Source organism: Allochromatium humboldtianum, assembly GCF_013385175.1.
Lineage (GTDB): Bacteria > Pseudomonadota > Gammaproteobacteria > Chromatiales > Chromatiaceae > Thermochromatium > Thermochromatium humboldtianum.
The window spans coordinates 362,038-387,667 of record NZ_JABZEO010000002.1 but is presented as its reverse complement, the minus strand read 5'-3'; the positions used below and the strand labels follow the sequence as shown (position 1 = coordinate 387,667).

The window sequence follows — 25,630 nt, the reverse complement described above, 5'->3', positions numbered from 1 at the left end:
GTCGCGTGCTCGTCTAGAGGTCCGGCCCGATCACGATATGCAACCGGGCCGGCGGCGTGCCATCGTCCGCGTCCCTGGATATGGCAAAGGCCAGATCGAAACGCACCTGACCGATCGGCGAGGCCCAGCGCACGCCCATGCCGACGCTCTGGGCCAGTTCCTGTTCGTAGTCGGGATCGAAGGCGTTGCCGAAATCGGTGAAGATCGCCGCGCTCCATGGCCCCTTGACGCGCCGTTCCAGCTCCAGGCTGCCCACGGCCAGATAGCGCCCGCCGACCGTCTCGTCGGTGACGGGATCGTTCGGACCCAGGGCATCGAAGCCCCAGCCGCGAATGGAGTTGTCGCCTCCGGCATAGAAGCGTCGGCCGGCCGGCAGGTCATCGACGCTCTCGGCCCAGGTCGCGCCCAGATCAGTGCGGGTGATGAAGCGATAGTCGCGCGCGAAGCGCCGCACCCATTTGAACTGGATCTGACCGCTCAGATAGGACGCCTCCGAGACCAGCCCCTGCATCGCCCCGACCAGGCTGTATTTGATCCGATAACCGTCATTGGTGAAGACCGGATCGTCGGCGACCGTCTTGGACCAGGAGACGTTGGGGGCCAATTCGCTCGTCGCGCCCATCGCGTTCTCGTTGATGTCGAGATCCTCGTAGCGATAGTCGAGACCGATGTTGCGCCGCCAGCCGCCCGGACTCAGGGTCGAGTGCGCCGCCTGGATGCTGTGCACCCAGCCCTGGCGCGTGGCCGTGTCGTAGTAGGCCGAGACCGGCTTGACGATGACATAGTCGCGGGTCGGATCCTGGATCGGAATGCGATAGTCCAGCTCCCACTGCGAGAACGCCGGTGACAGGCTCAGCTCGGTGCTCAGCTTGTGGCCATGAGAATTCAGATAACGGCGGCGGTAGTCCAGGGTCAGACGCGGCCCGACATCGGTGGCGAAGCCCAGACCGATACGGTACTTGTTGGCCTTGTTGCGCTGGGCCACGACCTCGATCGGCACCCGGTTGTAGGCATCGACCTCGTCCTTCAGCGGCACGATCTCGACATCGCTGTAATACTCGCTGCCGAGCAGACGCCCCTGGAGTCCGAGCAGGACGTCGGGGTCATAGACATCGCCGGGCTCGAAGCGGACATAGCGCTCGAGCAGATCCTCGTCGAGCAGATCCTGCTTGAAGCGCACCGTGCCGAGACGGTATTGCGGGCCGGTCTCCAGATGGAAGAAAACGTGCGCCTCATAGGCCAGAGGGTCGATGAGCACCTGATGGCGATCGAGCCGATAGTCCAGATAGCCGGCGGAGGTCGCCGCATAACGGAGGTCGGACTTGGCCTTTTCGTAGGCAGCGTGAAGGAGCACATCGCCGGCCTTCATGGGGAAGGTCTTGGGAAAGACCGGATCGACCGCGCCCGCCCCCGTGACCTGATAATCGACCCTGGCGATCCGCACCGGCTCGCCCGGCTCGACGCGATACTGGGCACGCCAGGCGCCCTCGCCATTGGCCGGGCGTTCGAGCCGATCCTCGACCTGGACACGGTAGAGCCCAAAGGGGGCGAGCGCCTCGCGGATCTGATCCGGGGCGCGCAGATGCAGGGCCTCGACGCGCGTGGCGGTCAGGTCGGCCTCGGTGCGTTCGTTGTAGATGCTCAAGAGCGCCAGGACATTGGCCTCGTGCTCGCCCTTGAGTCCCTCGACCTTGACCTCGAGTTTGAGTGCCCAGGCCGGTGCGACGCCGAGCAACCCGAGCGTCAGCGAGAGCACGACCCAAGACTGTCGATGCCGCGCAACACTAATCATTGCAAGGCCATGAAGCGCGCCGCACCGAGCAGCGGTGTGTTGGGTTGCAGGATGACGCGCACCGGCATGCGCCGCATCAGCGAGCCCATGCGCCCCTTGTCGAAGAACCCTTCCAGGAAGCCGCCCCGGCGCAGACACTCCAGATTCTTCAAGGCGATCCCGCCGCCCAGATAGACCCCGCCGAGCGCCATGTGCTTGAGCGCGGCATTGCCCGCCTCGCGTCCATAGAGACGCATGAAGAGATTCAGGGTCTCGCGGCACAGCGGACAGCAATCGTCGGCGGCGGCCTGGGCGATGATGGCCGCCGTGTCGCCGCCGGTGTCGATGGCCGCTTGCAGCCAGTCGGGCGCCTGGACACCGTGATGGAAGCGCAGGAAGTCGAACAGATTGACGATCCCCGGCCCCGAGACGACCCGCTCCCAGCTCACACGCCCGAAACGGGACTTGAGATAGCTCAGGAGCGCGAACTCCAGGTCGTCCGCCGGGGCGAAGTCCGAATGCCCGCCCTCGGTGGCGAAGGCATGATGACGCAGCCCGTCCCAGAACAGCCCGGCCTGCCCCAGCCCGGTCCCGGCGGCCACGACACAGGCGTTGCCCTGATTGCCGGGATCGCCCGGATGGAGTTCGGCCAGATCGTCCGAGCTGAGAATGGGTACGCCCCAGGCGACGGCTTCCAGATCATTGATCAGTTCCACACAGGTCAGACCCAGGCTCTGTTCCAGGGCCTCGGCATCCAGCACCCAGGGCAGATTGGTCGTCTCGCAGCGCTGGTCGTGCACAGGACCGGCGACGGCAAAGACCGCGAACCGGCATTTGGCCCCGGTTTCGAGCAGATAACGCTGAATGATCTGATCGAGCGAGCCGAAGGAGGCGCTCGGATAAAGCCGCGTCTCGCCCAAACGCACGGCCCCGCCATCCGTCTCGGCCAGACCAAGGGCCGTCTTCGTGCCACCGATGTCACCTACCAACAAGCGCATATCCGGATCTCCAGTCACCAGGCGGCGAGCACGCTGTCGCCATCGGCGGGAATGAGGGGTCGCGATCAGTCGGCGGGGATCATAGCAAGATGTGCGCGCGGCCGTGAAATCACCGCAGGGATACGCGCCGTCGACAGCCCCGCCCGAACACGCAAGAGTACGGGCGGAGGCGCCGGGATCAAGCGTCGAGCCGATTATTGGCTCTTGGTGCTCGGTTGGGGGGCGGCGGGATAGGCATAGCCCGGATAGGCGTAGCCGGGATACCCATAGACGGGTGCGCCCCAACCATAGGGTGCGCCATAGAGTCCGTAGGGATGGTAGCCGCCGTAATAAGGATAGCCGCCGTACCAGGGGCTACCCCAGGGGCCGCCGCCCCAAGGACCGCCCCAGGGGCCGCCGCCCCAACCGAAGGGATTCCAGCCCCAGAAGGCATTGGCGGGCAAGGTGGCGAGTGCGGAGGCTCCGGCTAGGGCCGAGGCCAGAAGGAGTCGCTTCATCGTCATCTTCAGATCCTCCACATGAGAAAACCGTCTTTCACTGAAAGAACATTATGACGTACAGGCGTGTTCGACTTCGGTCTCCTTGGCATCCTCCCACGCCTGAAGGAGTCGCTTCGGTGGGTTCCTGCTGCTGGCGGCTTGAGTGCACCGCTCACTTCACAGGCGATCCGGGCCTGCCCGGCCCTTTGTACCCTGGGTCTCGGGTACGGCGGCATTCTAGCGACGCTTGGCAAGTCCCTACAAGACGAGTGTGCTACCGTTCAGCCTTCGATGACGGCCAACGTATCCGAGCACGCGCCCCATGACACCTCATTATCCCCTGATCCTCGTCGACGCCTCCGGCTATCTGTTCCGGGCCTATCATGCCCTGCCCAAGCTGACCAACTCGCGGGGCGAACCGACCGGGGCGCTGGTCGGCGTGCTCAACATGCTGCGCAAGCTCATCGAGGATCATCGGCCCGAATACATCGGCGTGGTCTTCGATGCCGGCGGGCGGGGTTTCCGTCACGACCTCTATCCCGACTACAAGGCCAATCGCCCGGCGATGCCGGAAGATCTGCGCGAACAGATCGAGCCGCTGTTGGCGATCATCCGCGCGATGGGGCTGCCGCTGCTGGTGGCGCCCGGAGTCGAGGCCGATGACGTGATCGGCACCCTGGCCACGCAAGCGGCGGCGACGGGTCTGCCGACCCTGATCTCGACCGGGGACAAGGATCTGGCGCAACTGGTCGGCGAGCATGTGACTCTGATCAACACCATGACAGGTATGGTGCTCGATCCGGACGGGGTGCGCGAGAAGTTCGGCGTGCCGCCCGAACGCATCGTCGACTATCTGGCCCTGATGGGCGACAGTGTCGACAATGTCCCCGGCGTGCCCAAGTGCGGACCCAAGACGGCGGCCAAGTGGATCGCCGAATACGGCGATCTCGATGGGGTCATGGCCAATGCCGAGACCATCAAGGGCAAGATCGGCGAGTCGTTGCGCGCAGTGCTCGACCGGCTCCCGCTGGCGCGCGACCTCACCACCATCAAGCGCGATGTCGCGCTCGATCTCGGGCCGACCGATCTGCGCCCCACCCCGCCGGACGTCGAGACGCTGCGCGACTGGTATGAACGCCTGGAGTCGCGCCGTCTGATGGCGACGCTCGATGGGGTCGGAGTCGCCGGCGCGCCGACCGCTGCACGCTCGCACGAGGCTGAGCACTCGACGGAGTCCAAGGCCGGCGCCGAACCCCAGTACGAGCTGATACTGACCGAAGCGGCTCTGGAGGATTGGCTGAGTCGCCTGCGAACGGCGGAACTCTTCGCTTTTGATACCGAGACCACCGCGCTCGACGCCATGCAGGCCGAACTGGTCGGCGTCTCGTTCGCGCTCGAACCGGGGCGCGCCGCCTATGTTCCGCTCGCGCACGTCTATCCGGGCGCACCCGAACAGCTCGACCGCGACCGCGTCCTGGCCCGATTGAAACCGTTGCTGGAAGACCCCGACCGCGCCAAGGTCGGCCAGAATCTCAAGTACGACATGAGCGTGCTCGCCCGCTATGACATCCAACTGCGCGGCATCGCCCACGACACATTGCTCGAAAGCTATGTGCTCGACAGCACCGCGCGTCATGACCTGGATTCGCTGGCCAAGCGCTTTCTCGACCACGACACCATCCGCTTCGAGGACGTCGCCGGCAAGGGCGCCAAACAGATCGGGTTCGATCAGGTGCCGCTGGAACAGGCCGGTCCCTATGCCGCCGAGGATGCCGAGGTCACGTTGCGCCTGCATCGGGTCTTCCAGCCGCGTCTGGCGGCCGTGCCCGCGCTCGAACGCCTCTATCGCGAGATCGAGATGCCACTGGTGCCCGTACTCTCGCGCCTGGAACGCGCCGGAGTGCGGATCGACAGCGCCCTGCTCGCCACGCAAAGTGCCGAGCTGGCGCGCAAAATCCTCGAACTGGAGGAATCCGCCTACCGGGTCGCGGGCCGACGCTTCAATCTCGGTTCGCCCAAGCAGATCGGCGCCATCTTCTTCGATGAACTGGGTCTGCCGGTGGTCGCCAAGACGCCCAAGGGCGCGCCCTCGACCTCCGAGGACGTGCTCGAACGTCTGGCCGCCGAGGGCCATGAACTGCCCCGGATCATCCTCGACCATCGCGGGCTGTCCAAACTCAGGTCGACCTACACCGACAAGCTGCCGCGCATGGTCGATCCCGACACCGGGCGCGTCCACACCTCCTATCATCAGGCGGTCACGGCCACCGGACGGCTGTCGTCGAGCGATCCGAACCTCCAGAACATCCCGATCCGCACCGAGGAGGGGCGGCGCATCCGCCGCGCCTTCGTCGCGGCGCCCGGTCATCGCCTGCTCGCCGCCGACTATTCGCAGATCGAACTGCGGATCATGGCTCATCTCTCGGGCGACGAACGTCTGCTCGCCGCCTTCGCCGGCGGTCAGGACATCCATCGCGCCACCGCCGCCGAGATCCTGGGGCTGGCGCCCGAGGATGTCACCAGCGAACAGCGCCGCTCGGCCAAGGCCATCAACTTCGGACTCATCTACGGCATGTCGGCGTTCGGACTCGCCCGCCAGCTCGGCATCGAACGCAGCGCGGCCCAGGAGTACGTCGACCGCTATTTCGAGCGCTATCCGGGTGTGCGCGACTTCATGGACCGCACCCGCCGGCAGGCGCGCGAGGACGGCTATGTCGAGACGCTCTTCGGTCGCCGGCTGCATCTGCCCGAGATCGGCCACGGCAACCAGACCCGACGCGCCGCCGCCGAGCGCACCGCCATCAATGCCCCCATGCAGGGCACGGCTGCCGACATCATCAAGCGCGCCATGATCGCCGTCGATGCCTGGATCGAAGCCGAGCGACCTGCGGTGCGGCTGATCATGCAGGTCCACGACGAACTGGTACTGGAAGTCGCCGAGTCGGCGGTCGAGCAAACCCGCGCACGGGTCCGCGAGGCGATGGAGACCGCCGCCGAACTGGCCGTGCCGCTGGTGGTGGACATCGGTGAGGGCGCGAACTGGGACGATGCGCACTGAGTCGAATTTCGCCCGCCTTCGCGGGAACCAAATCCGATCCTGGTAGTCGGAGTCTTCGAGCGAAACGGGACCGGACATCTCTCCCCCTGGATGACGGCCCCAACCCCGGTTCCCCCAAGCCGGGGCTTGTCCCCCGAGGCCTTTAACCCCAGACCTCGGGGGTTTTTGTTTGCTCATCAAGCCATTTCACCCAAGCCGCCGCAGATGAGGCTCAGCCTCACTTTGTGCGTCGACGCATTCGGTCGTCGCGCCTAGCGGCTCGATTCGATGCTGGCCTATTTTTTGCTCAAAAATCGCACAATCATCCGGATTGGCGGATCACGATCGCGGAATTCACGAACCGACGCGACCGTCACGAGAACTTAACGAAGTTGTTATATAAATACTTCTGACATCGATTATTGAAGTTTGGAAAGGAGGAGAAGACCATGACCGAGCTCATTCGCATTGGCCAGGGGTTCTTCGAAGATCTGGCGACGACACCGGAGACCGAGGCGCGATTACTCGTGGACAGCCGCTTGACCGAGCAGGAATTCGCGGCCCGACATGCTGATACCGTGCTCAAGCACTACATGAGCGCCTTCAGCTTCGATTTTCTGCGCGAGGATGCTGAATTCTTTGCCGCCGCCATCTGGCACTATCTGCGCGCGCGAGGCATCCGCGACCTGAATCAGGCCGAGGCCAAGGTCTCCAGGAACAGCCTGATGACGACTCGGCCTGGCGCCGGCTATGCGTGCCAAGCGGCCTGATATGCACCAATTCAGTGCGCAGTTGGATGCCCGTTCACGGTCTCGTCACGGGCGCTGAATACGATCGTCAAGATCCGCGCCTAACATAAGCGAGACACAGAGACAGAGGACGCACCCGGAGTCAATCATGAGTATCGAGCATCGCTACCGCACGCGCCGTGCGAGTGACATCGAAGTCCAGATCCTGTACCGCAACCGCCGCTTCCGCAGCGCCAGGGGACGTAATCTTTCCGACCAGGGCATGTATCTCGAGGTCAGCAACCTGACATTGCCGACCGGCACCCTGGTGGTACTCGAAGTCCGGGACATGGACCGCGAGTGGCGCATCCCAGCCATCGTGGTCCATCAGGACAAGACCGGGATCGGCGTCATGTTCCGTGGCACACACCCCGAACTCCCGCAAGCGAGCGACGAATCGCTCATGCCTCCAATGCCGCACGCCGCCTTCGACGCCCAGGCCGGATCAGGACTCAATGCCGCCTGAACCGCACCGCGCGGTTCGAGCGGGACGCGATTCAGCGACGACTCACTGCCACTCGAACAACACCCACTGAGGCACCGATGTATTGCGTGTCGAACGCTCCTGGGCGTCGATCAGTCCATCCCCGTTGATGTCATAGTAATAATAGGCCGGTCCGACCTGCGGCTGCACCCGTACCATGTAGAGCACGCCGCGCACCCGATATTCGTAGACGATCTCGCCGCCGGACTCCTTGATGGTGATGTCCGGTTCGACGGCCTCGCCCGTGACCGGGGACGGCACGACCTCAGGGGCCTGAAGGAATCCGCCGGCGTCCGGCGCCTCCGTTTCGTCTTGGGCTTCTTGAGCGTAAACGGTCGTCAGGCAGGACGCGAGGATCAGAACGGCAAGTCGTCGGTTGAGCACGGGATCACCAGGCCAGGTCGGGGAACATGGCCCGAATGGTAGTACGATCCGCTCCGGATTGCTCGCCCGATCGGGCATAATGCGCCCTCCCCGCCCGCTCCGCACGAACGCGCCCCGACATCATGGCCGAACTCAATCCGCGACAACTCGACGCCGTGCATTACACCGCCGGCCCGCTCCTGGTGCTTGCCGGTGCCGGTTCGGGCAAGACGCGCGTCATCACCCAGAAGATCGCGCACCTGATCGAGCAGATCGGACTCGCGCCCCGGCACATCCGGGCCGTGACCTTCACCAACAAAGCCGCGCGCGAGATGCGCGAGCGGGTGAGCCATCAGCTCAAGGGCACCCAGACGCGCGGACTGGCCATCTCGACCTTCCATCGGCTGGGGCTGGAGATCCTGCGCCGTCATCCCGAGGCGGCCGGTCTGCATTCGGGTTTTGCCCTGCTCGACGCCCAGGATGCCGAGTCGCTGCTCAAGGAGGGGTTACGCGGTCTGGCCGAGGCCGATGCGCTCAGTCCAGGGGCGGTGCAGCACCGGATCTCGCGCTGGAAGAACGATCTCGTCGACCCCGAGCGTGCAGCCCAACTCGCCGAGGATGCCTTCGAGACGCGGCTCGCGGCACTCTATGCCGACTACGAGCGTCGTCTGCGCATCTACAACGCGGTGGATTTCGATGATCTGATCCTGGCGCCGACGCGTCTGTTCCGCAGCCAGCCGGCGATCCTGGAGCAATGGCGCGGTCGCATCCGCTATCTGCTGGTCGACGAGTATCAGGACACCAACAGCGCCCAGTACGAGCTGGTACGCCAGTTGACCGGCGCGCGCGGGGCCTTCACCGTGGTCGGCGACGACGATCAGTCGATCTATGCCTGGCGCGGCGCGCGGCCCGAGAATCTGGCGCGGCTCCAGGAGGACTATCCGGCCCTGCGCGTCATCATGCTGGAGCAGAACTATCGCTCCAGCGCGCGCATCCTGGGGCTGGCCAACACCCTGATCGCCAACAACCCCCATGTGTTCGAAAAACGGTTGTGGAGCGAGCACGGCCCCGGCGAGCGCGCCCGCGTCATCCGCTGCCGCGACGAGCGCGACGAGGCCGCGCGCGTGGTCTCCGAGATCCTGCATCTGAAGTTCGCCGAGAAGTGTCGCTTCGGCGACATCGCCATCCTGTTTCGCGGCAATCATCAGGCGCGCCCCTTCGAGCAGGCGCTGCGCGAGCACAGTGTTCCCTATTTCCTCAGCGGCGGAACGTCCTTCTTCGCGCGTACCGAGATCAAGGACGCCATGGCCTATCTGCGCCTGCTGGCCAATCCGACCGACGACACCGCTTTTCTGCGCATCGTCAACACGCCCCGACGCGAGATCGGCTCGACCACGCTCGAACAGTTGGCCGATCACAGTCGCCGGCAGGGTCTGACCCTGCTCGCCGGCTGCACCGATCCAGGGCTGGCCGAGCATCTCAATCCACGCCAGCGCGAGCGGCTGGCCGCCTTCGTCCGGCTCATCGCCGAGCACCGTGAACGTGGACGCGCCGATCCGGTCGGCGCGGCGCGCGCGCTGCTCCAGGCCGTCGGCTACAAGGGCTGGCTGCGCGAGAACGCCTCCAGCCAGCCGGTCGCCGAGCGCCGGTATCAGAACGTCGAGGATCTGCTCGACTGGCTCGGGCGTCTGCGTCAGGGCGAGTCGCCGAAGACCTCACTCGTCGAACTGGTCGATCATCTCGCGCTCATGGACGTGCTCGACCGCCAGGATGAGGAGTCAGGCGGCGATCGGGTGCATCTGATGACGCTGCATGCGGCCAAGGGGCTGGAGTTCCCGCAGGTGTTCCTGGTCGGCATGGAGGAGGAACTCTTGCCGCATCGCACTAGCATCGAGGAAGACAGCATCGAGGAAGAACGCCGACTGGCCTATGTCGGCATCACGCGCGCACGCGAGGCGCTCACCTTCACACTCGCACGCCGCCGACGGCGCTATGGCGAATGGGTCCAGGGCGAGCCGAGCCGCTTTCTGAGCGAACTGCCCGAGGATCAGCTCGACTGGGACGGTGAGCGTCGCGAGGACAGTCCCGAGGATCGCAAGGCGCGTGGCCGGGCGCATCTGAGCGCGCTCAGGAATATGCTGGCGTCCGGCTGAGATCCCGGTCGAAGCCAACGGATTTGCCCGTCTGGGTTCGATGGCCTTTGACGAATGGGGCAGTAAGAGTGATAATGCGCGACCGCTGAATGCCAATGTCGGGTGGATGACCTACTCCACACGCGGCTCCAGCGCCACCGTTCAAAGCGCCCGTAGCTCAGATGGATAGAGTACAGCCCTCCGAAGGCTGGGGTCACAGGTTCGAATCCTGTCGGGCGCGCCAATCACCCCAATCCTCGCAAGACCTCGCACGCATTGGCCGTGGTTCGCGCGGCCACCTCGGACGGTTCCAGATCGCGCAGACGCGCCAGCGTCTCCAGCACCTCGGGCAGATATTCCGGACTGTTGCGCTCGCCCTGATGCGAGGCGACGGTCATGTCCGGCGCATCGGTCTCCAGAACCAGGGCGTCGAGCGGCAGCTCAGTGGCCAGCCGCCTGAGCTTGCGCGAGCGCTCGAACGTCAGCATCCCACCAAAACCCAGCCTGAATCCAAGCTCCAGATACTGATGGGCCTGCTGGAGACTGCCGTTGAAGGCATGGGCAATGCCGCCCGCCGGCGCCGGCTGACGGCGCAGGAGCGCCAGCATCTCATCGTGCGCCTTGCGCACATGGAGCAGTACGGGCAGATCCGCCGCGCGCGCGATCGCCAACTGACGCTCCAGAAGCCGCGTCTGGCGCTCCGGATCCAGCCCCGCGACATGATGGTCCAGCCCGATCTCGCCGATCGCGATCACGGCTCGTTCAGCCACCAGCGTTTCGAGCCGCGCCAGATCGGCATCCCGATGTGAATCCAGATAGACCGGATGCAGACCCAGCGCCGGATACAGCCTCGGCCCATCCGGCGGCGCGGAGCCACAGAGCGCCAGCAGCGCCTCCCAGCCGCCGGAATCGATGGCGGGCGCCACCAGAGCCTCGACCCCAGCCGCCCGCGCGCGCGCCAATACGTCCGCGCGATCGGCGTCGAACTCGCTCACATCGATATGGCAGTGGGTGTCGATCAACATCGCATCAGTCGTTGCCGGTCGCCGGCCAGACGACTACCACATCAGATCGTCCGGCACCTGATACTCGGCATAGGGATCATCGGTGCTCGCCTCGTCCCTGGCGCGATTGAGCACCAGCACCAGCGAGGCATCGCGCGCCTGGACGCGCTCGGCGATCTCGGCCGGGACCAGCTCGTAGAAGGTGTCCTGACGCACGATCGCCAGACGTCCGCCGACCAGCCTGGCATGCTGATCCTTGTTGACATAGAGCCGCTTGAGTGCGCTGCCATCGGTGAAGTTGTAGGCTAGATCCCCGCCATCGCGCACGACGCGGTGGGTATGGATGAGCTGACGGATCTCGTTCTCGGCCGCGCGCCGCGCGGCCTCTTCCTGGCGCTGACGATTGAGTTCACGGTCGCGCGCCAGCTTCTCGGCGCGCGCGCGTTCGGCGGCCTGACGCGCCGCCTGCTCCTCGGCGGTGGGCTGGCGGCCGGTCTGCTTGACCTGTTTGCGCTTGTCCGAGCGTGTCTGCTTGAGCTTCTGCTCATTGACCAGGCCCGCTTTGAGCAGCTGCTCTTGTAATGAGTTACCCACGGCGAAGGGTCTCCGGGATCGAACGATGGTATAGAGTCGGGATCGCGAGAGGATCTACCAGCGCGCCGCTGGAGGCAAGCCCGGTCGGGCGAAAATCGCCGGTGGTTTTGCCCGGACCGGGCGACGGTTACAATCGGGTTTCCGGTCCGAGGACCAACGCTTTCGACTACGCCAACCAATCTGGAGTGCATCCATGTCCCGTCCGCTTCTGTTCGCCGCACTGATCGCTGCCCTGAGCCTGCCCGTCCAGGCTCTGGCCAATGAGGGTGTCGGCTTCGTCGACATGCAAAAGGTACTTGAGGAGAGCAAGCTCGGGCAGCGCTTGCAGAAACAATTGCGCGACGAATTCGAGCCGCGCACCAAGGGCTTCGCCGACGAAGAGCGCGAGATCGCCCAGATGCAGCAGGCCCTGGCCAAGGACAAGCCGCTGATGAGCAACGATCAGGTCGCCAAGAAGGAACAGGAGATCAAGGCGCGCATCGAGGCCTATCAGAAGAAGACCCTGCCCATCCAGCAGGAGCTGATGAAGGCCCAGCAGGAAAAGGGCCGCGAGATCCTGGAGCCGGCACGCGAGGCGCTGAACACCGTCGCCAAGAAGAAAAAGCTCGGCATGGTGTTCGAGCGGAGTGTCGGCGGACTGCTCTACATGGACGACGGTCTCGATATCACGGCCGAAGTCATCAAGCAGATGGACTCCAAGGCCAAGTGACCGCTCATCGGCCGGACGCCTCAACCCGGCTGTTTCAGCGCGTCGCCACTGGGGTATACTCCGGGCGCCTCGAACGTCCCGCTTCGTCCGAGGTCCGGATCGGCTCCGGCGTTGGTCCCGGAGTCCCCCTATCCCCAACCGCGTGCGGCAAGACCGCGCCGGACCGCCTCAGAGGACCGGACCCCATGCTTGGTGAATCACACGATCTGCTTCACGAATTCCCTGATCTCGATCAGAAGATCGCCGCACTGCGCGCCGACAATCCGGAATTCGCACGGCTCATGGACGAATATGACAGCCTCGATGCGCGCGTGCGCCAGTTCGAGGAACTGGGCACTCCGGTGGCCGACGAGACCATCGAGGATCTGAAGAAACAGCGTCTGCATCTCAAGGACACGCTCTACGACATGATTCGGGCCTGAAGACACCGTGGAGTTTCAGATCCTACCCGTCACCGGCTTTCAGCAGAACTGCACCCTGCTCTGGTGTCCACGCACGCGCCGGGCAGCCATCGTCGATCCTGGCGGCGAGCCGGATCGCATCGAGGCGCTTCTGAATCAGCTCGAACTGGAGCCCGAGCGCATTCTGCTGACCCATGGTCATCTGGATCATGTCGGGGCCGGCGCCGAGTTGGCGCGACGCCTGACCATCCCGATCGAGGGGCCGCATCCGGACGATGCCTTTCTGTTCCAGGCACTGCCGGAGCAGTGCCGGATGTTCGGCTTTCCGCCGATCGACGCCTTCGAGCCGGATCGCTGGCTCCAGCCGGGCGAGCGAATCGCGGTCGGCGAGGAGACCCTGGAGGTCATCCATTGCCCCGGACACACGCCCGGACACATCGTCTTCCATGATCCGGAGTCGAAGCTGGCCCAGGTCGGCGACGTGCTCTTTCGCGGCTCGATCGGGCGCACCGACTTTCCGCGCGGCAACCATCGCCAGCTCCTCGACTCGATCCGTCACCGGCTCTTTCCGCTCGGCGACGAGGTGCGTTTCATCCCTGGCCACGGCCCCATGTCGACCTTCGGTGAGGAGCGACGCAGCAACCCCTTCGTCGGCGAATGAACCCGTACGCCTGGAGCCACCCGGACTCCAGGCGCAACACGACGTCCAGCCCACCGGACCTGGCTTGGGCACGAATTCTCGGAGCAGAATCCCATGCTATTCCAGCGATTGCTCAGACGGCGTAAAGCGAACGCCGACGAGACCCCGGATAAGTCCAAGGCGGCGCCTGCCGCTCCGGTCCCAGCGCCTCCGCTCCCTGAAACACTACCCGAGAAGGCGCGCCTGCATCCGGATCCGGCCCAGCGTCTCGCGGCCATCGAGCAGATCGATGATCCAGCCGTGCTCGTCGAGTGCGCCATCCACGACGCCCTGGCCGCCCATCGCGCCCGCGCGCTCGAACGCCTCGACGACAAGGCCGCGCTCGAAGAGGTCACGCGACGCATCGGCAAGAAGGACAAGCGCGTCTACCGGATGGCCCGCGAGAAGCTTCGCCTGATCGCCGAACGCGAGGAACGCCCGCGGATCGTGCGCGAGCGCTGCGAGGAACTCTGCGCCCAGGTCGAGCGTCTCGGTCGGCTGGCCAACTGGAACCAGGATCGCGCCCTGCTCGACCATCTCGAACGGCAGTGGAGCGCACTCCAGGACGAGGCCGAGCCGGAATACCGGATCCGCTTCGAGCGCGAACGGGCGCGTTTCCTCGACGCCCACGCCGCTCACATCGAGGAGCAGGCCAAGCGGCAAGCCGAGACCGAGGCGCACGCCGCCGTGCTCCAGCCTGCCGAGTCACAGCCGGCCGAGCCGAACGCCCCTCAGAGTGAGCCGGATGGCCAAACGCACGAGACGAGCGACAGTCCTGTCGATCTGCCCGAAACCGCGCCAGTCGCACGTCCGGCCGACCCGCGTGAACTCGAACGTCTGGAGCAGACGAGCGTCCAGATCACAGCACTGCTCGGCGCCTCCAAGCCGCTCGACCACAAACAGGTACGCCGTCTGCTCGACCAGGGGCGTGCACTGGCCGCGCGCTGGACCGATGCCGAACCGGCGCTGGCCTTCCAATCGCTCGCCGAACGCCTGGAATCGCGTCTGCGCACCCAGCGCAAGCACGCCGAGCAGCGTCTGCGTCAATTCCCCGAGCGGCTCGCCGAGCTTGAGGCCCATCTGGCCGAGGGCGAACTCAAGCAGGCCGACCCGCTGCATCAGAGCCTGCTGTCGGCGCTCGAACTCATCCAGTCGAGCGGCATCGAACCCAATCAGGCCGCCGATTTCAACCGCCGTCTGCGCGCCCTGGCGCCGCGTCTGCGCGAGCTCCAGCAATGGCGCCGCTGGGGCGCCGACCAGCATCGCGAGATGCTCTGCACCGAGATGGAATCGCTGCTCGCCTCGGAAGATCCGGCGCCGGCCGTGCTCGCCGAGCGGCTGCACGCCCTTCAGATGGACTGGAAAGGACTCGACAAGGCCGGCTCCCCGGCCAATCAGGCGCTCTGGGATCGCTTCCATGCCGCTTCCGAGCGCGTCTACGAGCGCTGTCGCCCCTTCATCGAGGCCCAGGCCGCCGAGCGCGAGACCAACCGTCTGACCCGCGAACGGCTCTGTGAGCAGCTCGAAGCCTTCGTCGCCCAAGTCGACTGGGAGCGCGTGGACTGGAAGAAGACGCTGCACGCCGAGCGCGAGATGCGTCAGGCCTGGGCCGCCATCGGCCCGACCGAGGGGCGCGTGCGCAAAGCGCTCGAACGTCGCTTCCACCAGTCGCTGCGTATCCTCGACCGCCATCTGGACGCCGAGCGTCAGCGCAATCAGGCCCTGAAGCGCGACCTCATCGCGCGCGTCCAGGCCCTGGTCGAGACTCCGGACCTGGAAGCGGCCATCGAACAGACCAAAGCGCTGCAACGCGAATGGCACACCACGGTGCCGGCGCGCCAGAAGGACGAGAACCGACTCTGGCGCGAGTTCCGCGCCGCCTGTGACGCCGTCTTCGAGCGTCGCGCCGTGCGCCGGCAGGCCCATGCCCAGGACCTGGCCGAGCATCTGGCGCTGCGCGAGGCGCTGTGCGAGGAGGCCGAACGTCTGGCCGCCGGCGAGCACGATCCCAAGCACCTGGCCGCCGCCCAGCGCGACCTGATCGCGCGCTGGCGCGAGGCTGAGTCGTTGCCGGCGCCCCGTCAGGCGGCGGCCCAGATCGCGCGCCGCTGGCAGGCGTGCCGCGAGACGCTGGAGCGCCGTCGGCAGATCGCCGAGCGAGGACTGAGACTAGCCGCGCTCGAACATCTGGAGCGTCTGGCGGCGTTCTGCGAACGTCTGGAACTGGCGCTGATCGAGAGACGGAGCGATGGACTCGATCCCGAAGGGCTGCGTCGTGAGTGGGCGGAGTTGCCGGTGCAAGCGGATTCCGGTCTTCAGCGCGCGATCACGGCCCGCTTCGAGCGTGCTCTGCAAGCACTCGGGGACGAGGCCGAACTGGACAGCCTGCGCCAGTCGTTCGCCGACAATGGCCGGCAACGCGCCCAGCTCTGCCTCCAGCTCGAAATCGCCGCCGGTGTCGAGACCCCGCCCGAATTCGCTCAGCAGCGCCTGGAACTCCAGGTCGCGCGTCTGGCCGAGCGATTGAGCGAGGGCGAGGAGGATTCGCTCCAAAGCGGTCTGCGGCTGCTCGACGACTGGTATCTGCTCGGTCCGGCTCCGCGTGATCCGGCGCTCGAACAACGTTTCGAGCGCGTCAGGGCGGCGCTGGTCCCCGAGTAAGGGGCCGGAACGACCAAGCCATTGCGGTTCATTCTCCCCCTCTCCCCAACCCCTCTCCCGCAAGGGGAGAGGGGCTCGAACAGGACGGGATGATCCATCGTCGAACGCTGGTTCAGGCTCCAGTGCCGCGCCCATAGCGCGACTCGATGTACTCATCGACCATGCGCTTGAACTGCTCGGCGATGCCCTCGCCTTTGAGGGTGGCGACCTTCTCGCCGTCGACATAGACGGGCGCGGCGGGGCGCTCGCCGCTGCCGGGCAGGCTGATGCCGATGTTGGCGTGCTTGCTCTCGCCCGGTCCGTTGACCACGCAGCCCATCACGGCCACCTGCATGGTCTCGATCCCCGGATACCGGGTGCGCCATTCCGGCATCTGCTCGCGCAGATAGCCCTGGATGTCCTTGGCCAGATGCTGGAAGGTGTCGCTGGTGGTGCGTCCGCAGCCGGGGCAGGCTGTCACCATGGGCGCGAACGAGCGAAAGCCCATGGATTGCAGGATCTCCTGCGCCACCACCACCTCGCGCGTGCGCGACTCGCCCGGCTCCGGGGTGAGCGAGACGCGGATGGTGTCGCCGATGCCCTCCTGCAACAGCACGGCGAGTGCGGCCGTCGAGGCGACGATGCCCTTCGATCCCATGCCGGCCTCGGTCAGACCCAGATGCAGCGCATAGTCGCCGCGCGCCGCCAGCATCCGATAGACCCGGATCAGATCCTGCACCCCGCTCATCTTGCACGACAGGATGATGTGATCCTTCGGCAGACCCAGTTGCACCGCACGCTCGGCGCTGCCGATCGCCGACTCGACCATGGCCTCGTACATGATCTGATCGCTGTCCTTGGGCTGGGACGCGCGGGCGTTCTCGTCCATCATCCGCGCCACGACCTCCTGATCCAGACTGCCCCAGTTGACCCCGATGCGCACCGGACGGTCGTAACGGCAGGCCAGCTCGATCATGGTCGCAAACTGGCTGTCCTTCTTCTCGCCCTTGCCGACGTTGCCCGGATTGATGCGGTACTTGGCCAGGGCCAGGGCGCACTCGGGATAGTCGGTCAGCAGCCGATGGCCGTTGAAATGGAAGTCACCCACCAGCGGGACATGGCAGCCCTGGGCCTCGAGCGCCTCGCGGATCGCCGGCACCGCCCTGGCCGCCGACTCGTGGTTGACGGTCAGACGCACCATCTCGGATCCGGCGCGCGCCAGCTCGGCGACCTGACGCACGGTCGCATCGATATCGGCCGTGTCGGTGTTGGTCATGGACTGGACGACGATCGGCGCTCCGCCGCCGATGGTCACGGACCCAACGGTCACGGGCAGGGTCTGGCGTCGCTGGGGGGTGTTCGTTTGGCTCATGAGTTCGATTCGTTCCGCGTGGGCGATGTGGACAGGAGAGGTTTGCAGGGGCGGTTCAGGGCAGCGGCGCGCGCAGTCCGGCCAGGATCTCCAGATAGTCCGGTTCCTCGGGCGTGATGAAACCGTGCCGGACCAGGAAGTCGATGATGGTCAGATTGCAGTTGAGCTTGAACGCATCCGTGTCACGTACCAGAGCGGCGACCTCAGCGAGCGGCAATCGCCGGAAGGACTCGACCTCGCCATCGGTGCAGACCGGAACGAAGTCTTCGGGCAGTTCCAGATCGTAGCAATACATGACGTCCGGCTTGAGCCCCCCCGCCGAGTCGCGGCAATAGGTGATGGCTCCCACCACCACCGCCCGATCGGCCAGCGCGCGCGGTATCCCGGCCTCCTCAGTGCATTCCTTGCGCAGATTATCCACCAGACTCAGCTCATGCGGGAGCCCGCCCGCGACCAGATTGTCCAGATGGAGCGGATAGTGACGCCGATCGGCCGCACGCCGGCCGATCCACATCTCGATCCCGCGCGCGGTGCGCACATAGCCGTTGAGGTGCTGGCCGAAGGCGCGCGCGCCGAGAAAGGGCGCGCAGGCGCGGTCGATCAGACAACACGCCTGCTCACGGGCGCCGGCGGTCAGCGGATAGCGTTCGCCATGCAGATGACTGACGACGCCCTCTTCGGCTAGACGGTCGAAGATGGTATCCAGCACGGCGGTACGTGCCGCGAACTCGGCCGGCGCTCCGACCCAGGTCACGCGCTCGGATTCGACCGCGAACTGCTCCGGCCAGCGGCGCAGATGGTCGCACGCACTCCGGCGCAACCAGCCGACCCGCGCCCCGTCGAGCAGCAGGGGCACGAAATCGCCCGGATTCCAGGCGTTACAGGCATGGATCTTGTCGATGAAACTCAAGTGACGGACCTCGGAGCGGCTTCAGAGCGTCTCGGTGAACACGGGACTCCGTCCCTCCTGGGCCTCCTTGAGCGCCTTGACGATCTGCGAGGAGATCTCCTCGATCGACTGTGAAGTGGTGTTGAGCACGGGCGCCTGCAAGCGCTTGTAGATCTGATGCGCCATCCGGATGTCATCCTGGCAGCGCTTGAGCGAGGCATAGGGGCTGCCGGGACGGCGCTCCTCGCGGATGAGCTGCAAGCGCTGCGGGTCGATGGTGAGCGCGAAGAGCTTGTGCTTGCAGTCGTAGAGCAGTTGCGGCACGTCGCCGCGCTCGAAGTCTTCCTCGGTGATCGGATAGTTGGCCGCACGCAGCCCATAGTGCATGGCCAGATAGAGACAGGTCGGCGTCTTGCCCGAGCGTGAGACCCCGGTCAGCACCACATCGGCGCGATAGAAGTTGTCGGGACGGATGCCGTCGTCGTTGGACATGGCGAAATTGATCGCCTCGATACGCTTGGTGTAGTAGCTCGGCTTGGTGATGGCGTGACTGCGGCCGGCCTTGAGGCTCGGCGGCACCCCGAGTTCGCGCGCCAGCGGATCGACGAAGACCTCGAACAGCTCGACATAGAAGCAGTTGCCGTTCTTGAGGATGGCGCGGATCTCGTCGTCGATCATGGTCGCGAAGACGATCGGGCGCGCGCCATCGCGATCGGCCGCCTCCTGCATGCGCTGGGTCAGGGCGCGCGCGCGCAGTTCGGTGTTGATATAGGGCATGTAGACCTGCTCGAACTCGACGGTGTCGAATTGCGACAGCAGACTGTGGCCCAGGGTCTCGGCGGTGATGCCGGTGCTCTCGGAAACGAAGAAAACGGTGCGGTTCATGACGACTCGAATACAGGGCGACTCGAACTGTAAGGTCTGGTTGGGCGTGATCGATGCGGCAGTATGACACGCCGACGGCCCGAGGCGCAGAACGAGAACGGCAATGCAAAGGATTGGGCGCCGAGCTCCGGCCAGGGCCCTCGACGGCGTCACTTGGACGGTTGGAAGCGTCCGAACCGCCGCTCTTCGGAATCTCGGGAAAGCGTGCCGTCTTGCGATTATCATTGGCCTCCGGTTTCCCCACCAACGAAGCAGTAGCGCCCCATCCGCCAAAGGGGCAGCGGAGGACTCATGCAGAACGACCTTATCATCGCCTTCGTCATGGCCGGTGGCCAAGGCTCCCGGCTCCAGCCGTTGACCACCGGGCGTTCCAAGCCCTCGGTGCCCTTCGGCTCGCGCTATCGGATCGTCGACTTCGTGCTCAGCAATCTGGTCAACTCGCAGATCCAGACCATCTATCTGCTGGTGCAGTACAAGTCGCAGTCGCTCATCGAACACGTCCGCAAGGCCTGGACCATCTCGCCGCTGCTCCAGAATCAGTTCGTCACCGTGGTGCCGCCGCAGATGATGTCGGGCGAGCACTGGTTCCAGGGCACGGCCGACGCCGTCAATCAGAACATCAACCTGATCGAGGAACATCGTCCAGGGCTGGTCGCGGTGTTCGGCGCCGACCACATCTATCGCATGGACATCCGCCAGATGGTCGACTTCCATCGCGAGCGTCAGGCCGATGTCACCATCGCCGCCCTGCCCGTGCCGCTGCATGAGGCTTCCAGCTTCGGCGTGATCGCCGCCGACGAGACCGGGCGCATCCAGGCGTTCGAGGAGAAACCGGCCAATCCGACGCCCATGCCGTCGAATCCGGACATGGCCTTCGCCTCGATGGGCAACTACATCTTCAGCACGGACGTACTGCTCCAGGCCCTGCACGAGACCCAGCAGGCCGGCGAGACCGACTTCGGTCAGCACGTCCTGCCGCGCCTGCTGCGCACCCATCGGCTCTTCGCCTACGACTTCGCCACCAACCGCATCCCCGGCGTCCAGCCCTACGAGACCGCCGTCTACTGGCGCGACGTGGGCAACCTGGATGCCTATTTCGACGCCCATCACGACGTGCTGGGCGCCGAGCCGGTGTTCGATGTCTTCAACCCGGAATGGCCGATCTATTCGAGCAGCTATCAGGGACCAGTGGCGCGCGTCCTCGGCGGCCAGATCGAGAACACCCTGCTCGGCGCCGCGACCATGATCCACAAGGGCGCGAGCATCCGGAATTCCATCATCCGGCGCGAGGCGGTGATCGAGGAGGACGTGGTGCTGGAGGATTGCATCATCATGGACTATGTGCGCGTCAGTCGGGGCGCGCGTTTGCGGCGCGTGATCGTCGACCGCCACAACATCATCGCGCCTGGAGACGAGATCGGCTTCGACCGCGCGCGTGATGCCGAGCGCTTCCAGGTCAGTCCAGGCGGCGTGACCGTCGTCCCTCAGGGACAGGTCGGCTATTTCGCGCGCGATATCCGCGGCTCGGGACGGCGCGGCTATTCGGAGTGATCAGCCGCCCCGGATCTCGACCAGGGTGCCGTTGGGCGTCTGCTCGAAGAGCTCGATCAGATCCGGGTTACGCATGCGGATACAGCCATGCGAGCGCGGCACCCCCATGGGCTCGGAGTCCGGGCAGCCGTGGATGTAGATGAAGCGGCGGAGCGTGTCGACCCGTCCGCCGCGATTGCGCCCCGGCTCGCAGCCGGTGAGCCAGAGGATGCGGGTCAGGATCCAGTCGCGCTCGGGGTGGGCGGCGGCCAGGGCGGCGTCATGGATCTCGCCGGTCGGGCGCCGTCCGCGAAAGACGGCGCCGATCGGACAGCCGTCGCCGATACGCAGCCGCACGCGATGCAGCCCGCGCGGGGTGCAGCCGCTGCCGTAGACCTCGCCGACGCCGTTCGCCCCGGTCGAGACCGGATAGCGCCGCACCGGCCGCGCGCCGACGAAGAGGGTCAGCCGCTGGGTGTCGATGTCGACCCGCAGACGCCGTTCGGTCGAATCGATCACGGCAGCCATTTCAGCAGCGTCCGGTAGAGCACCTGTGGGTCGACGGGCTTGGCGATGCGGTCGTTCATGCCGGCGTCATAACAATGCCGGATGTCCTCGTCGAGATCGCTGGCGCTCATGGAGAGGATCGGCACCTCGGCATACCCCGGCAGTCGGCGAATCGCCGCCGTCGCCTTCAACCCGTCCATCTCCGGCATTCGATTGTCCATCAGGATCAGGTCGTAGCGCCGCTCGCGGGCCAGATCCAGCGCTTGGCGTCCATTGTCGGCGACATCGACCTGGAGTCCGGCCCCCTCGACCAGCAGGGACAGGGCGACCTCCTGATTGATCGGCTCGTCCTCGACCAGCAGCAGGCGCCGACCCGCGTGACTTCGGCGCAGCCGCCGTTCCAGTTCTTCCAGGCTCGGGTCGCCGTCCGGCGCCGCCGCGACCGGCGGCACACAATGACTGAGCACGATCTCGACCAACTGCTCGTGATCGATCGGCTTGGTCAGGGTGTCGGTCATGCCGGCTTCGAGACATTTCTCCAGCTCTTCGTTCAACGCATGTGCGGTCTGGCCGATGATCGGCAGCTCGGGCGCCAGGGTCCGCAGACGCCGCGTGGCCTCCAGGCCGTCCATCTCGGGCATCTGCACGTCCATCAGCACCAGATCGAACGCTTCGGGCGTGCGCGCGACCATCTCAACGGCCTCGCGTCCGTTGTCGGCCAGGGTGAGGATCGCACCCTCGCTCGTCAGCATGTCTTCTATCACCAGTTGATTGATTTCGTTGTCCTCGGCGACCAGTAAACGCCGACCCAGGAGTCGTCCCGGCATCTCCAGGATCTCGGCCTGTGGTTCCAGCGAAGTCTGTTCGTCCGACACCTCGGCCCGGACGCAGGGCAGTATGACCTCGAACCGCGTCCCCGCCCCTGGAGTGCTCTCGACCTGGATGCGGCCGCCCATGAGCGTGGCCAGACCGCGACAGATCGACAGCCCCAGTCCGGTGCCGCCGTATTTGCGCGTCGTGCTGGAATCGGCCTGTTCGAAGGGCGTGAACAGCCGCGCGAGCTGCTCGGGCGTCATGCCGATCCCGGTGTCGCTGACCGCATAGATCAGGGTGTCGTCACGCCTGAAGACCTCGAGCCTGATGGAGCCGCGATCGGTGAACTTGACGGCATTGGACAGGACATTGATCAGGATCTGGGTCAGGCGGGTGGGATCGCCCAGACAGGCCCTGGGCAGGGACTCGTCGATCAGCGGCCTGATCGCCAGCCCCTTGTCGGCGGCCCGCTCGGCGATCAGGCCGAGCGCTTCCAGGGCCAGATGCCGGGGCGAGAAGGGCACGGACTCCACGTCCAGCTTGCCGGCCTCGATCTTGGAGAAGTCGAGGATGTCGTTGATGACGCCGAGCAGCAGCCGCCCCGAATCGAGGATGCGGGCGAAGTAGCTCTGGGACTTGGCGCGTCCAACGCTGTCGCGATAGCCCATCTGGGCCAGCCCGAGCACGCCGTTCAGGGGCGTGCGGATCTCGTGGCTCATGTTGGCCAGGAACAGGCTCTTGGCCGTGTTGGCGGCCTCCGCGTTCTCCTTGGCCGCCTCGAGTTCGGACGTGCGCTGGGCGACCAGTTCTTCCAGATGATGCTGATGGAAGGCCAGCTCATCGGACAGGACGCGGAAACGCTGCTCGCTCCGCGCCAGTATCCGCTCGCCGCGATGGAGCCGGACGAAGAAGATGCCGATGAGCACCAGGCCCGAGAGTGTGAGGGCGGTCGAGATGATGGCGCTGTTGAGCCAGAACCGGAACTGTTCCTCGACGGCACGCCCGACCAGGACATAGAAGGGGAAGTCGCTGATCCTGTAGTAGGCGAAGATGCGGTCGACGCCATCGGTCTTGCCGACATAGCGGATCACGCCGCGTCGCTCGCCGGCGAGGATGCGCTGATAGGGCGGCGTCTTGGCGGCCGGCAGGTTGATCTCGGATTCCACGACCGGCCAGCGCACCACCAGCCGGCTGTCGTCGCTGCGCCGGATGCTGATCATGCCCCGCTGGCCGACCCTGACCTCGGAGAAGACCTGTTCGAGATAGGGCACATGGATGGTCGCGACGATCAGGGTACGCAAGGCACCGGACTCGTCCGTCACGGCGCGATAGGCCGACAGGATGCGCTGTCCGGTGTGCTTGCCGATGAGCGTCTCGGAGAAGCGCAGTTCGGTGCTGGGCGCGGCAAGGCTGGACTGGAAATAGTCGCGGTCGGCGATGTCGATGGAACTGTGGCGCGGATTGCTGGCCAAGCGTTGCCGGCCGTGCTGATCGAAGACCAAATAGCCTGCGCCCTCGGGGAAGTTGCGCGCCAGCGCCGCCAGCTCGGTCTCGATCTGGGCGGCGCGCGCGGCGGACAGCTCGGCCCCGAGGAGATCCTCGCGGAAGCGCTCGGCGATCAGCGCGGTCGTGGCGTCGATGCGGCGCAGCATCGAGTCGACCTGATTGGCGATGACATGGGCCTCGTTCGCGCAGGACTCCTCGATGGAGCGCTCGGTCTGCTGGTGCGTGTAGGCGAGGAAATGGGCCAGCAGGCCGCCGACCAGTGCGGCCAGGATCAGGAAATAGACCGCATAGACCCAGCCGCGCCGTTCCTGATCCCTCACCACGGTGGCGTCCGTGCCATCGGAACCGGACGGCGGCCGGATCACGGTAGCAGACTGGGGCTGTTCGAATCGATGCATCGTCCCGGATGACTCCCCCTTGCCGATCCCCTGTTGCATGGTCAGAAGACCCAGGCGATCAGCAGGGTCAGAATGAGAAAGAATGAAAAGAAAGCGCCGAGCATGAATTGCAGCTCACCGATCAGCCCGTCGCCGGCCACCAGCGCGAAAAAGGCGATGAGTGCGACGGTCAGACCGAAACCCCAGGGCACGGACTCCCGGACCCCCAGCCCTTCGTTCAGGGCGCCGACGATGGGTGTGGCCGCCGGCAGCAGAAACAGGGCCAGAAGCGCCAGCACCAGGACGGCGATCAGGACGACCACCGCCAGCAGCTTGAGATCCCCGCGATTGCCGGTTCCCATGATGCTCAAGCCCCAGAGGCCGGCTGCGCCTTGATCAGTTCGCGGATCTCGCCTGGATCGGGCAAACCGCGCACCACCAGCTCGGGGGTGTCGCCGGCCGTGTAGATGGTAATGTCGCCGGCATTCATGAGGCGCTGAAAGAGCGTCTGCGTGACCCGCACTGTGCGCACCGAGGCCATTTGGATCTCGGTGTACTGCTTGCTGAGCAGACCATGGGTCCAGAGGATTTCGTCGGCGGTGATCTCGAGATGATCGGTGAGGGTCGCGACCCACCAGGTCAGGAGCTGGAGGGTGAAGAAGGCGAAGACGCCGATGCCGATCATCTGTAGCGTCCGTCCGTCGAGCCGAATCTGAGGCTTGAGTTCCGGCGGAATGACTTGATCGCCGACCACAGCGACCAGGATTCCGCCCAGCATCAGCAGGATGGTCAGCAGGGTTCCGAATGGACGGGTACGCAGCAGCGAGGGGTGGGCATCGTAGAGGACTTGGGGCATCGGGAACTCCTGTATGGCCGGAACGCGCCTAGTGACGAATGCCTCGCGATACTAGCGCAAGCCCTCAGGATTAAAAAGTGATTCGCCGCCGATCCGTGCGCATCCAGCGTGACCGTGTTCACGGTGTTTGTCGATTCGCTGCACCCCGAGTGCTGAATGGGGCTCTATTCTGAACGCGTCGGAGCAATTCGGCTCCAAATCCCAGCGGCTCGATCCTCTGAGTCGCCCACCACTCCAAAGCGAGGGCATCAAACCATGAACAGCCAATCGACTCACTCCCGCTTCACCCGCACCAGTGCTGCGCTGGGCCTGATCCTGGGCGCCGCGCTCATCGGCGCCACGACGGCTCAGGCTGGGCCTGGAATGGGCGGGCACGGCGGACCCGACATGGACGTCGGCGCCAAGGTCGAATACATGACCAAGCAGCTCGATCTGACCGCCGAGCAGCAGGAACAGGTGCGCGCCATCCTGGAGAAGACGCGCCAGGAACAGATGCGTCTGCGCCAGGAGAACCGCGCCCAGATCGACGCGCTGCTGACCGAGGAGCAGAAGGCCAAGCGCACCGAGCGCCAGCTCAAGGCCGTCAACCGTCAGGTCGAGCGTCTGACCGACCAGCTCGACCTGACCGACGAGCAGGCCGGCCAGCTCAAGGCGCTCTTCACCGAGCAGCGCCAGAGCCGCGCCCTGACACGCGCTCAGATGCATGAGCGGATGGCGGCCATCCTGACCGCCGAGCAGCTCGCCGAACTCGACGAGGGACGCGGCCGCCGCGGTGGATATGGGCAGGGCCGAGGCGACTGCCCCGGCTACTGATCA

General features: G+C 65.5%; 23 protein-coding genes and 1 tRNA gene. 11 read left to right on the top strand and 13 right to left on the bottom strand.

Annotated features, from left to right (window positions below):
• Window positions 1–13 precede the first annotated feature (13 nt).
• The 3 genes from HW932_RS04325 to HW932_RS04315 form a co-directional block, all read right to left on the bottom strand.
• The gene (locus tag HW932_RS04325) at window positions 14–1,792 is read right to left on the bottom strand and encodes an autotransporter assembly complex protein TamA (protein WP_222932217.1); all 1,779 of its coding nucleotides are present in this window, start codon (window positions 1,790–1,792) and stop codon (window positions 14–16) included.
• Window positions 1,789–2,769 carry a glucokinase gene (glk, locus tag HW932_RS04320; protein WP_176975258.1) on the bottom strand — a complete coding sequence of 327 codons (981 nt, stop codon included), beginning with the start codon at window positions 2,767–2,769 and terminating at the stop codon, window positions 1,789–1,791. Before glk ends, HW932_RS04325 begins: the two co-directional genes overlap by 4 nt.
• A 194-nt stretch (window positions 2,770–2,963) precedes the next feature.
• Entirely contained in the window at window positions 2,964–3,272 is a 309-nt protein-coding gene (locus tag HW932_RS04315) for a sulfur globule protein CV3 (protein WP_176975257.1), read from the bottom strand.
• A gap of 298 nt (window positions 3,273–3,570) precedes the next feature.
• On the opposite strand from HW932_RS04315, the gene polA reads away from it, so the two are divergent.
• The 3 genes from polA to HW932_RS04300 all read left to right on the top strand — a co-directional run bounded on the left by polA (window position 3,571) and on the right by HW932_RS04300 (window position 7,539).
• Window positions 3,571–6,306, top strand: coding sequence for a DNA polymerase I (gene polA / locus HW932_RS04310; protein ID WP_176975256.1), 2,736 nt, complete (start codon window positions 3,571–3,573; stop codon window positions 6,304–6,306).
• A gap of 428 nt (window positions 6,307–6,734) precedes the next feature.
• A complete protein-coding gene (locus HW932_RS04305; protein ID WP_176975255.1) occupies window positions 6,735–7,055 on the top strand; it encodes a hypothetical protein in 321 nt (106 codons plus the stop codon).
• Window positions 7,056–7,182: 127 nt separating this feature from the next.
• The gene (locus HW932_RS04300) at window positions 7,183–7,539 is read left to right on the top strand and encodes a PilZ domain-containing protein (protein ID WP_176975254.1); all 357 of its coding nucleotides are present in this window, start codon (window positions 7,183–7,185) and stop codon (window positions 7,537–7,539) included.
• A gap of 42 nt (window positions 7,540–7,581) precedes the next feature.
• Here HW932_RS04300 and HW932_RS04295 read toward each other — a convergent pair whose 3' ends face one another.
• On the bottom strand, window positions 7,582–7,941 hold the full coding sequence (locus HW932_RS04295; RefSeq protein WP_343046955.1) for a DUF2782 domain-containing protein: 360 nt from the start codon (window positions 7,939–7,941) through the stop codon (window positions 7,582–7,584).
• 122 nt (window positions 7,942–8,063) lie between these two features.
• Between HW932_RS04295 and HW932_RS04290 the strand changes: the two genes are divergently transcribed.
• A complete protein-coding gene (locus tag HW932_RS04290; protein ID WP_176975252.1) occupies window positions 8,064–10,073 on the top strand; it encodes a UvrD-helicase domain-containing protein in 2,010 nt (669 codons plus the stop codon).
• 146 nt (window positions 10,074–10,219) lie between these two features.
• Window positions 10,220–10,296: transfer RNA gene (locus HW932_RS04285), tRNA-Arg, on the top strand.
• Window position 10,297: 1 nt separating this feature from the next.
• On the opposite strand, the gene HW932_RS04280 is transcribed toward HW932_RS04285, so the two are convergent.
• A complete protein-coding gene (locus HW932_RS04280; protein WP_176975251.1) occupies window positions 10,298–11,077 on the bottom strand; it encodes a TatD family hydrolase in 780 nt (259 codons plus the stop codon).
• 33 nt (window positions 11,078–11,110) lie between these two features.
• Window positions 11,111–11,650, bottom strand: a complete 540-nt coding sequence (locus HW932_RS04275; RefSeq protein WP_176975250.1) for a DUF2058 family protein — start codon at window positions 11,648–11,650, stop codon at window positions 11,111–11,113.
• A 193-nt stretch (window positions 11,651–11,843) separates the two neighbouring features.
• Between HW932_RS04275 and HW932_RS04270 the strand changes: the two genes are divergently transcribed.
• From HW932_RS04270 to HW932_RS04255, 4 genes are all read left to right on the top strand, one after another.
• Window positions 11,844–12,359, top strand: a complete 516-nt coding sequence (locus HW932_RS04270) for an OmpH/Skp family outer membrane protein (protein ID WP_176975249.1) — start codon at window positions 11,844–11,846, stop codon at window positions 12,357–12,359.
• A 185-nt stretch (window positions 12,360–12,544) separates the two neighbouring features.
• Entirely contained in the window at window positions 12,545–12,781 is a 237-nt protein-coding gene (locus tag HW932_RS04265; RefSeq protein WP_176975248.1) for an HP1242/YdcH family protein, read from the top strand.
• Window positions 12,782–12,788: 7 nt separating this feature from the next.
• On the top strand, window positions 12,789–13,421 hold the full coding sequence (locus HW932_RS04260) for an MBL fold metallo-hydrolase (protein WP_176975247.1): 633 nt from the start codon (window positions 12,789–12,791) through the stop codon (window positions 13,419–13,421).
• Between the two features lie 93 nt (window positions 13,422–13,514).
• Window positions 13,515–16,100 (top strand): DUF349 domain-containing protein, encoded by a 2,586-nt coding sequence (locus HW932_RS04255; protein WP_176975246.1) that lies wholly within the window; start codon window positions 13,515–13,517, stop codon window positions 16,098–16,100.
• 112 nt (window positions 16,101–16,212) lie between these two features.
• Here the strand turns inward: HW932_RS04255 and ispG are convergent, their stop codons facing one another.
• Genes ispG through ppsR form a run of 3 tightly spaced genes read right to left on the bottom strand, consistent with a single transcriptional unit; the run spans window position 16,213 to window position 19,225 of the window.
• Entirely contained in the window at window positions 16,213–17,451 is a 1,239-nt protein-coding gene (gene ispG, locus HW932_RS04250) for a flavodoxin-dependent (E)-4-hydroxy-3-methylbut-2-enyl-diphosphate synthase (protein WP_176975245.1), read from the bottom strand.
• A 55-nt stretch (window positions 17,452–17,506) separates the two neighbouring features.
• A complete protein-coding gene (locus HW932_RS04245; protein WP_176975244.1) occupies window positions 17,507–18,361 on the bottom strand; it encodes a DUF4743 domain-containing protein in 855 nt (284 codons plus the stop codon).
• A 21-nt stretch (window positions 18,362–18,382) separates the two neighbouring features.
• Complete coding sequence (ppsR, locus tag HW932_RS04240; RefSeq protein ID WP_176975243.1) at window positions 18,383–19,225, bottom strand: posphoenolpyruvate synthetase regulatory kinase/phosphorylase PpsR; 843 nt, start codon at window positions 19,223–19,225, stop codon at window positions 18,383–18,385.
• A 291-nt stretch (window positions 19,226–19,516) separates the two neighbouring features.
• Between ppsR and HW932_RS04235 the strand changes: the two genes are divergently transcribed.
• A complete protein-coding gene (locus tag HW932_RS04235) occupies window positions 19,517–20,776 on the top strand; it encodes a glucose-1-phosphate adenylyltransferase (protein WP_176975242.1) in 1,260 nt (419 codons plus the stop codon).
• Here HW932_RS04235 and HW932_RS04230 read toward each other — a convergent pair whose 3' ends face one another.
• From HW932_RS04230 to HW932_RS04215, 4 genes are read right to left on the bottom strand one after another with little or no spacing between them, the layout of a single operon-like run.
• Window positions 20,777–21,283 carry a L,D-transpeptidase gene (locus HW932_RS04230; protein WP_176975241.1) on the bottom strand — a complete coding sequence of 169 codons (507 nt, stop codon included), beginning with the start codon at window positions 21,281–21,283 and terminating at the stop codon, window positions 20,777–20,779.
• The gene (locus HW932_RS04225; protein WP_176975240.1) at window positions 21,271–23,979 is read right to left on the bottom strand and encodes a hybrid sensor histidine kinase/response regulator; all 2,709 of its coding nucleotides are present in this window, start codon (window positions 23,977–23,979) and stop codon (window positions 21,271–21,273) included. The genes HW932_RS04230 and HW932_RS04225 overlap by 13 nt, the downstream gene beginning before the upstream one ends.
• 41 nt (window positions 23,980–24,020) lie before the next feature.
• Window positions 24,021–24,320, bottom strand: coding sequence for a hypothetical protein (locus HW932_RS04220; protein ID WP_176975239.1), 300 nt, complete (start codon window positions 24,318–24,320; stop codon window positions 24,021–24,023).
• Between the two features lie 5 nt (window positions 24,321–24,325).
• A complete protein-coding gene (locus HW932_RS04215) occupies window positions 24,326–24,814 on the bottom strand; it encodes a PH domain-containing protein (RefSeq protein WP_176975238.1) in 489 nt (162 codons plus the stop codon).
• A gap of 255 nt (window positions 24,815–25,069) precedes the next feature.
• Between HW932_RS04215 and HW932_RS04210 the strand changes: the two genes are divergently transcribed.
• Window positions 25,070–25,627: a Spy/CpxP family protein refolding chaperone gene (locus HW932_RS04210; protein ID WP_176975237.1), complete on the top strand. Its 558-nt coding sequence runs from the start codon at window positions 25,070–25,072 to the stop codon at window positions 25,625–25,627.
• Window positions 25,628–25,630 lie beyond the last annotated feature (3 nt).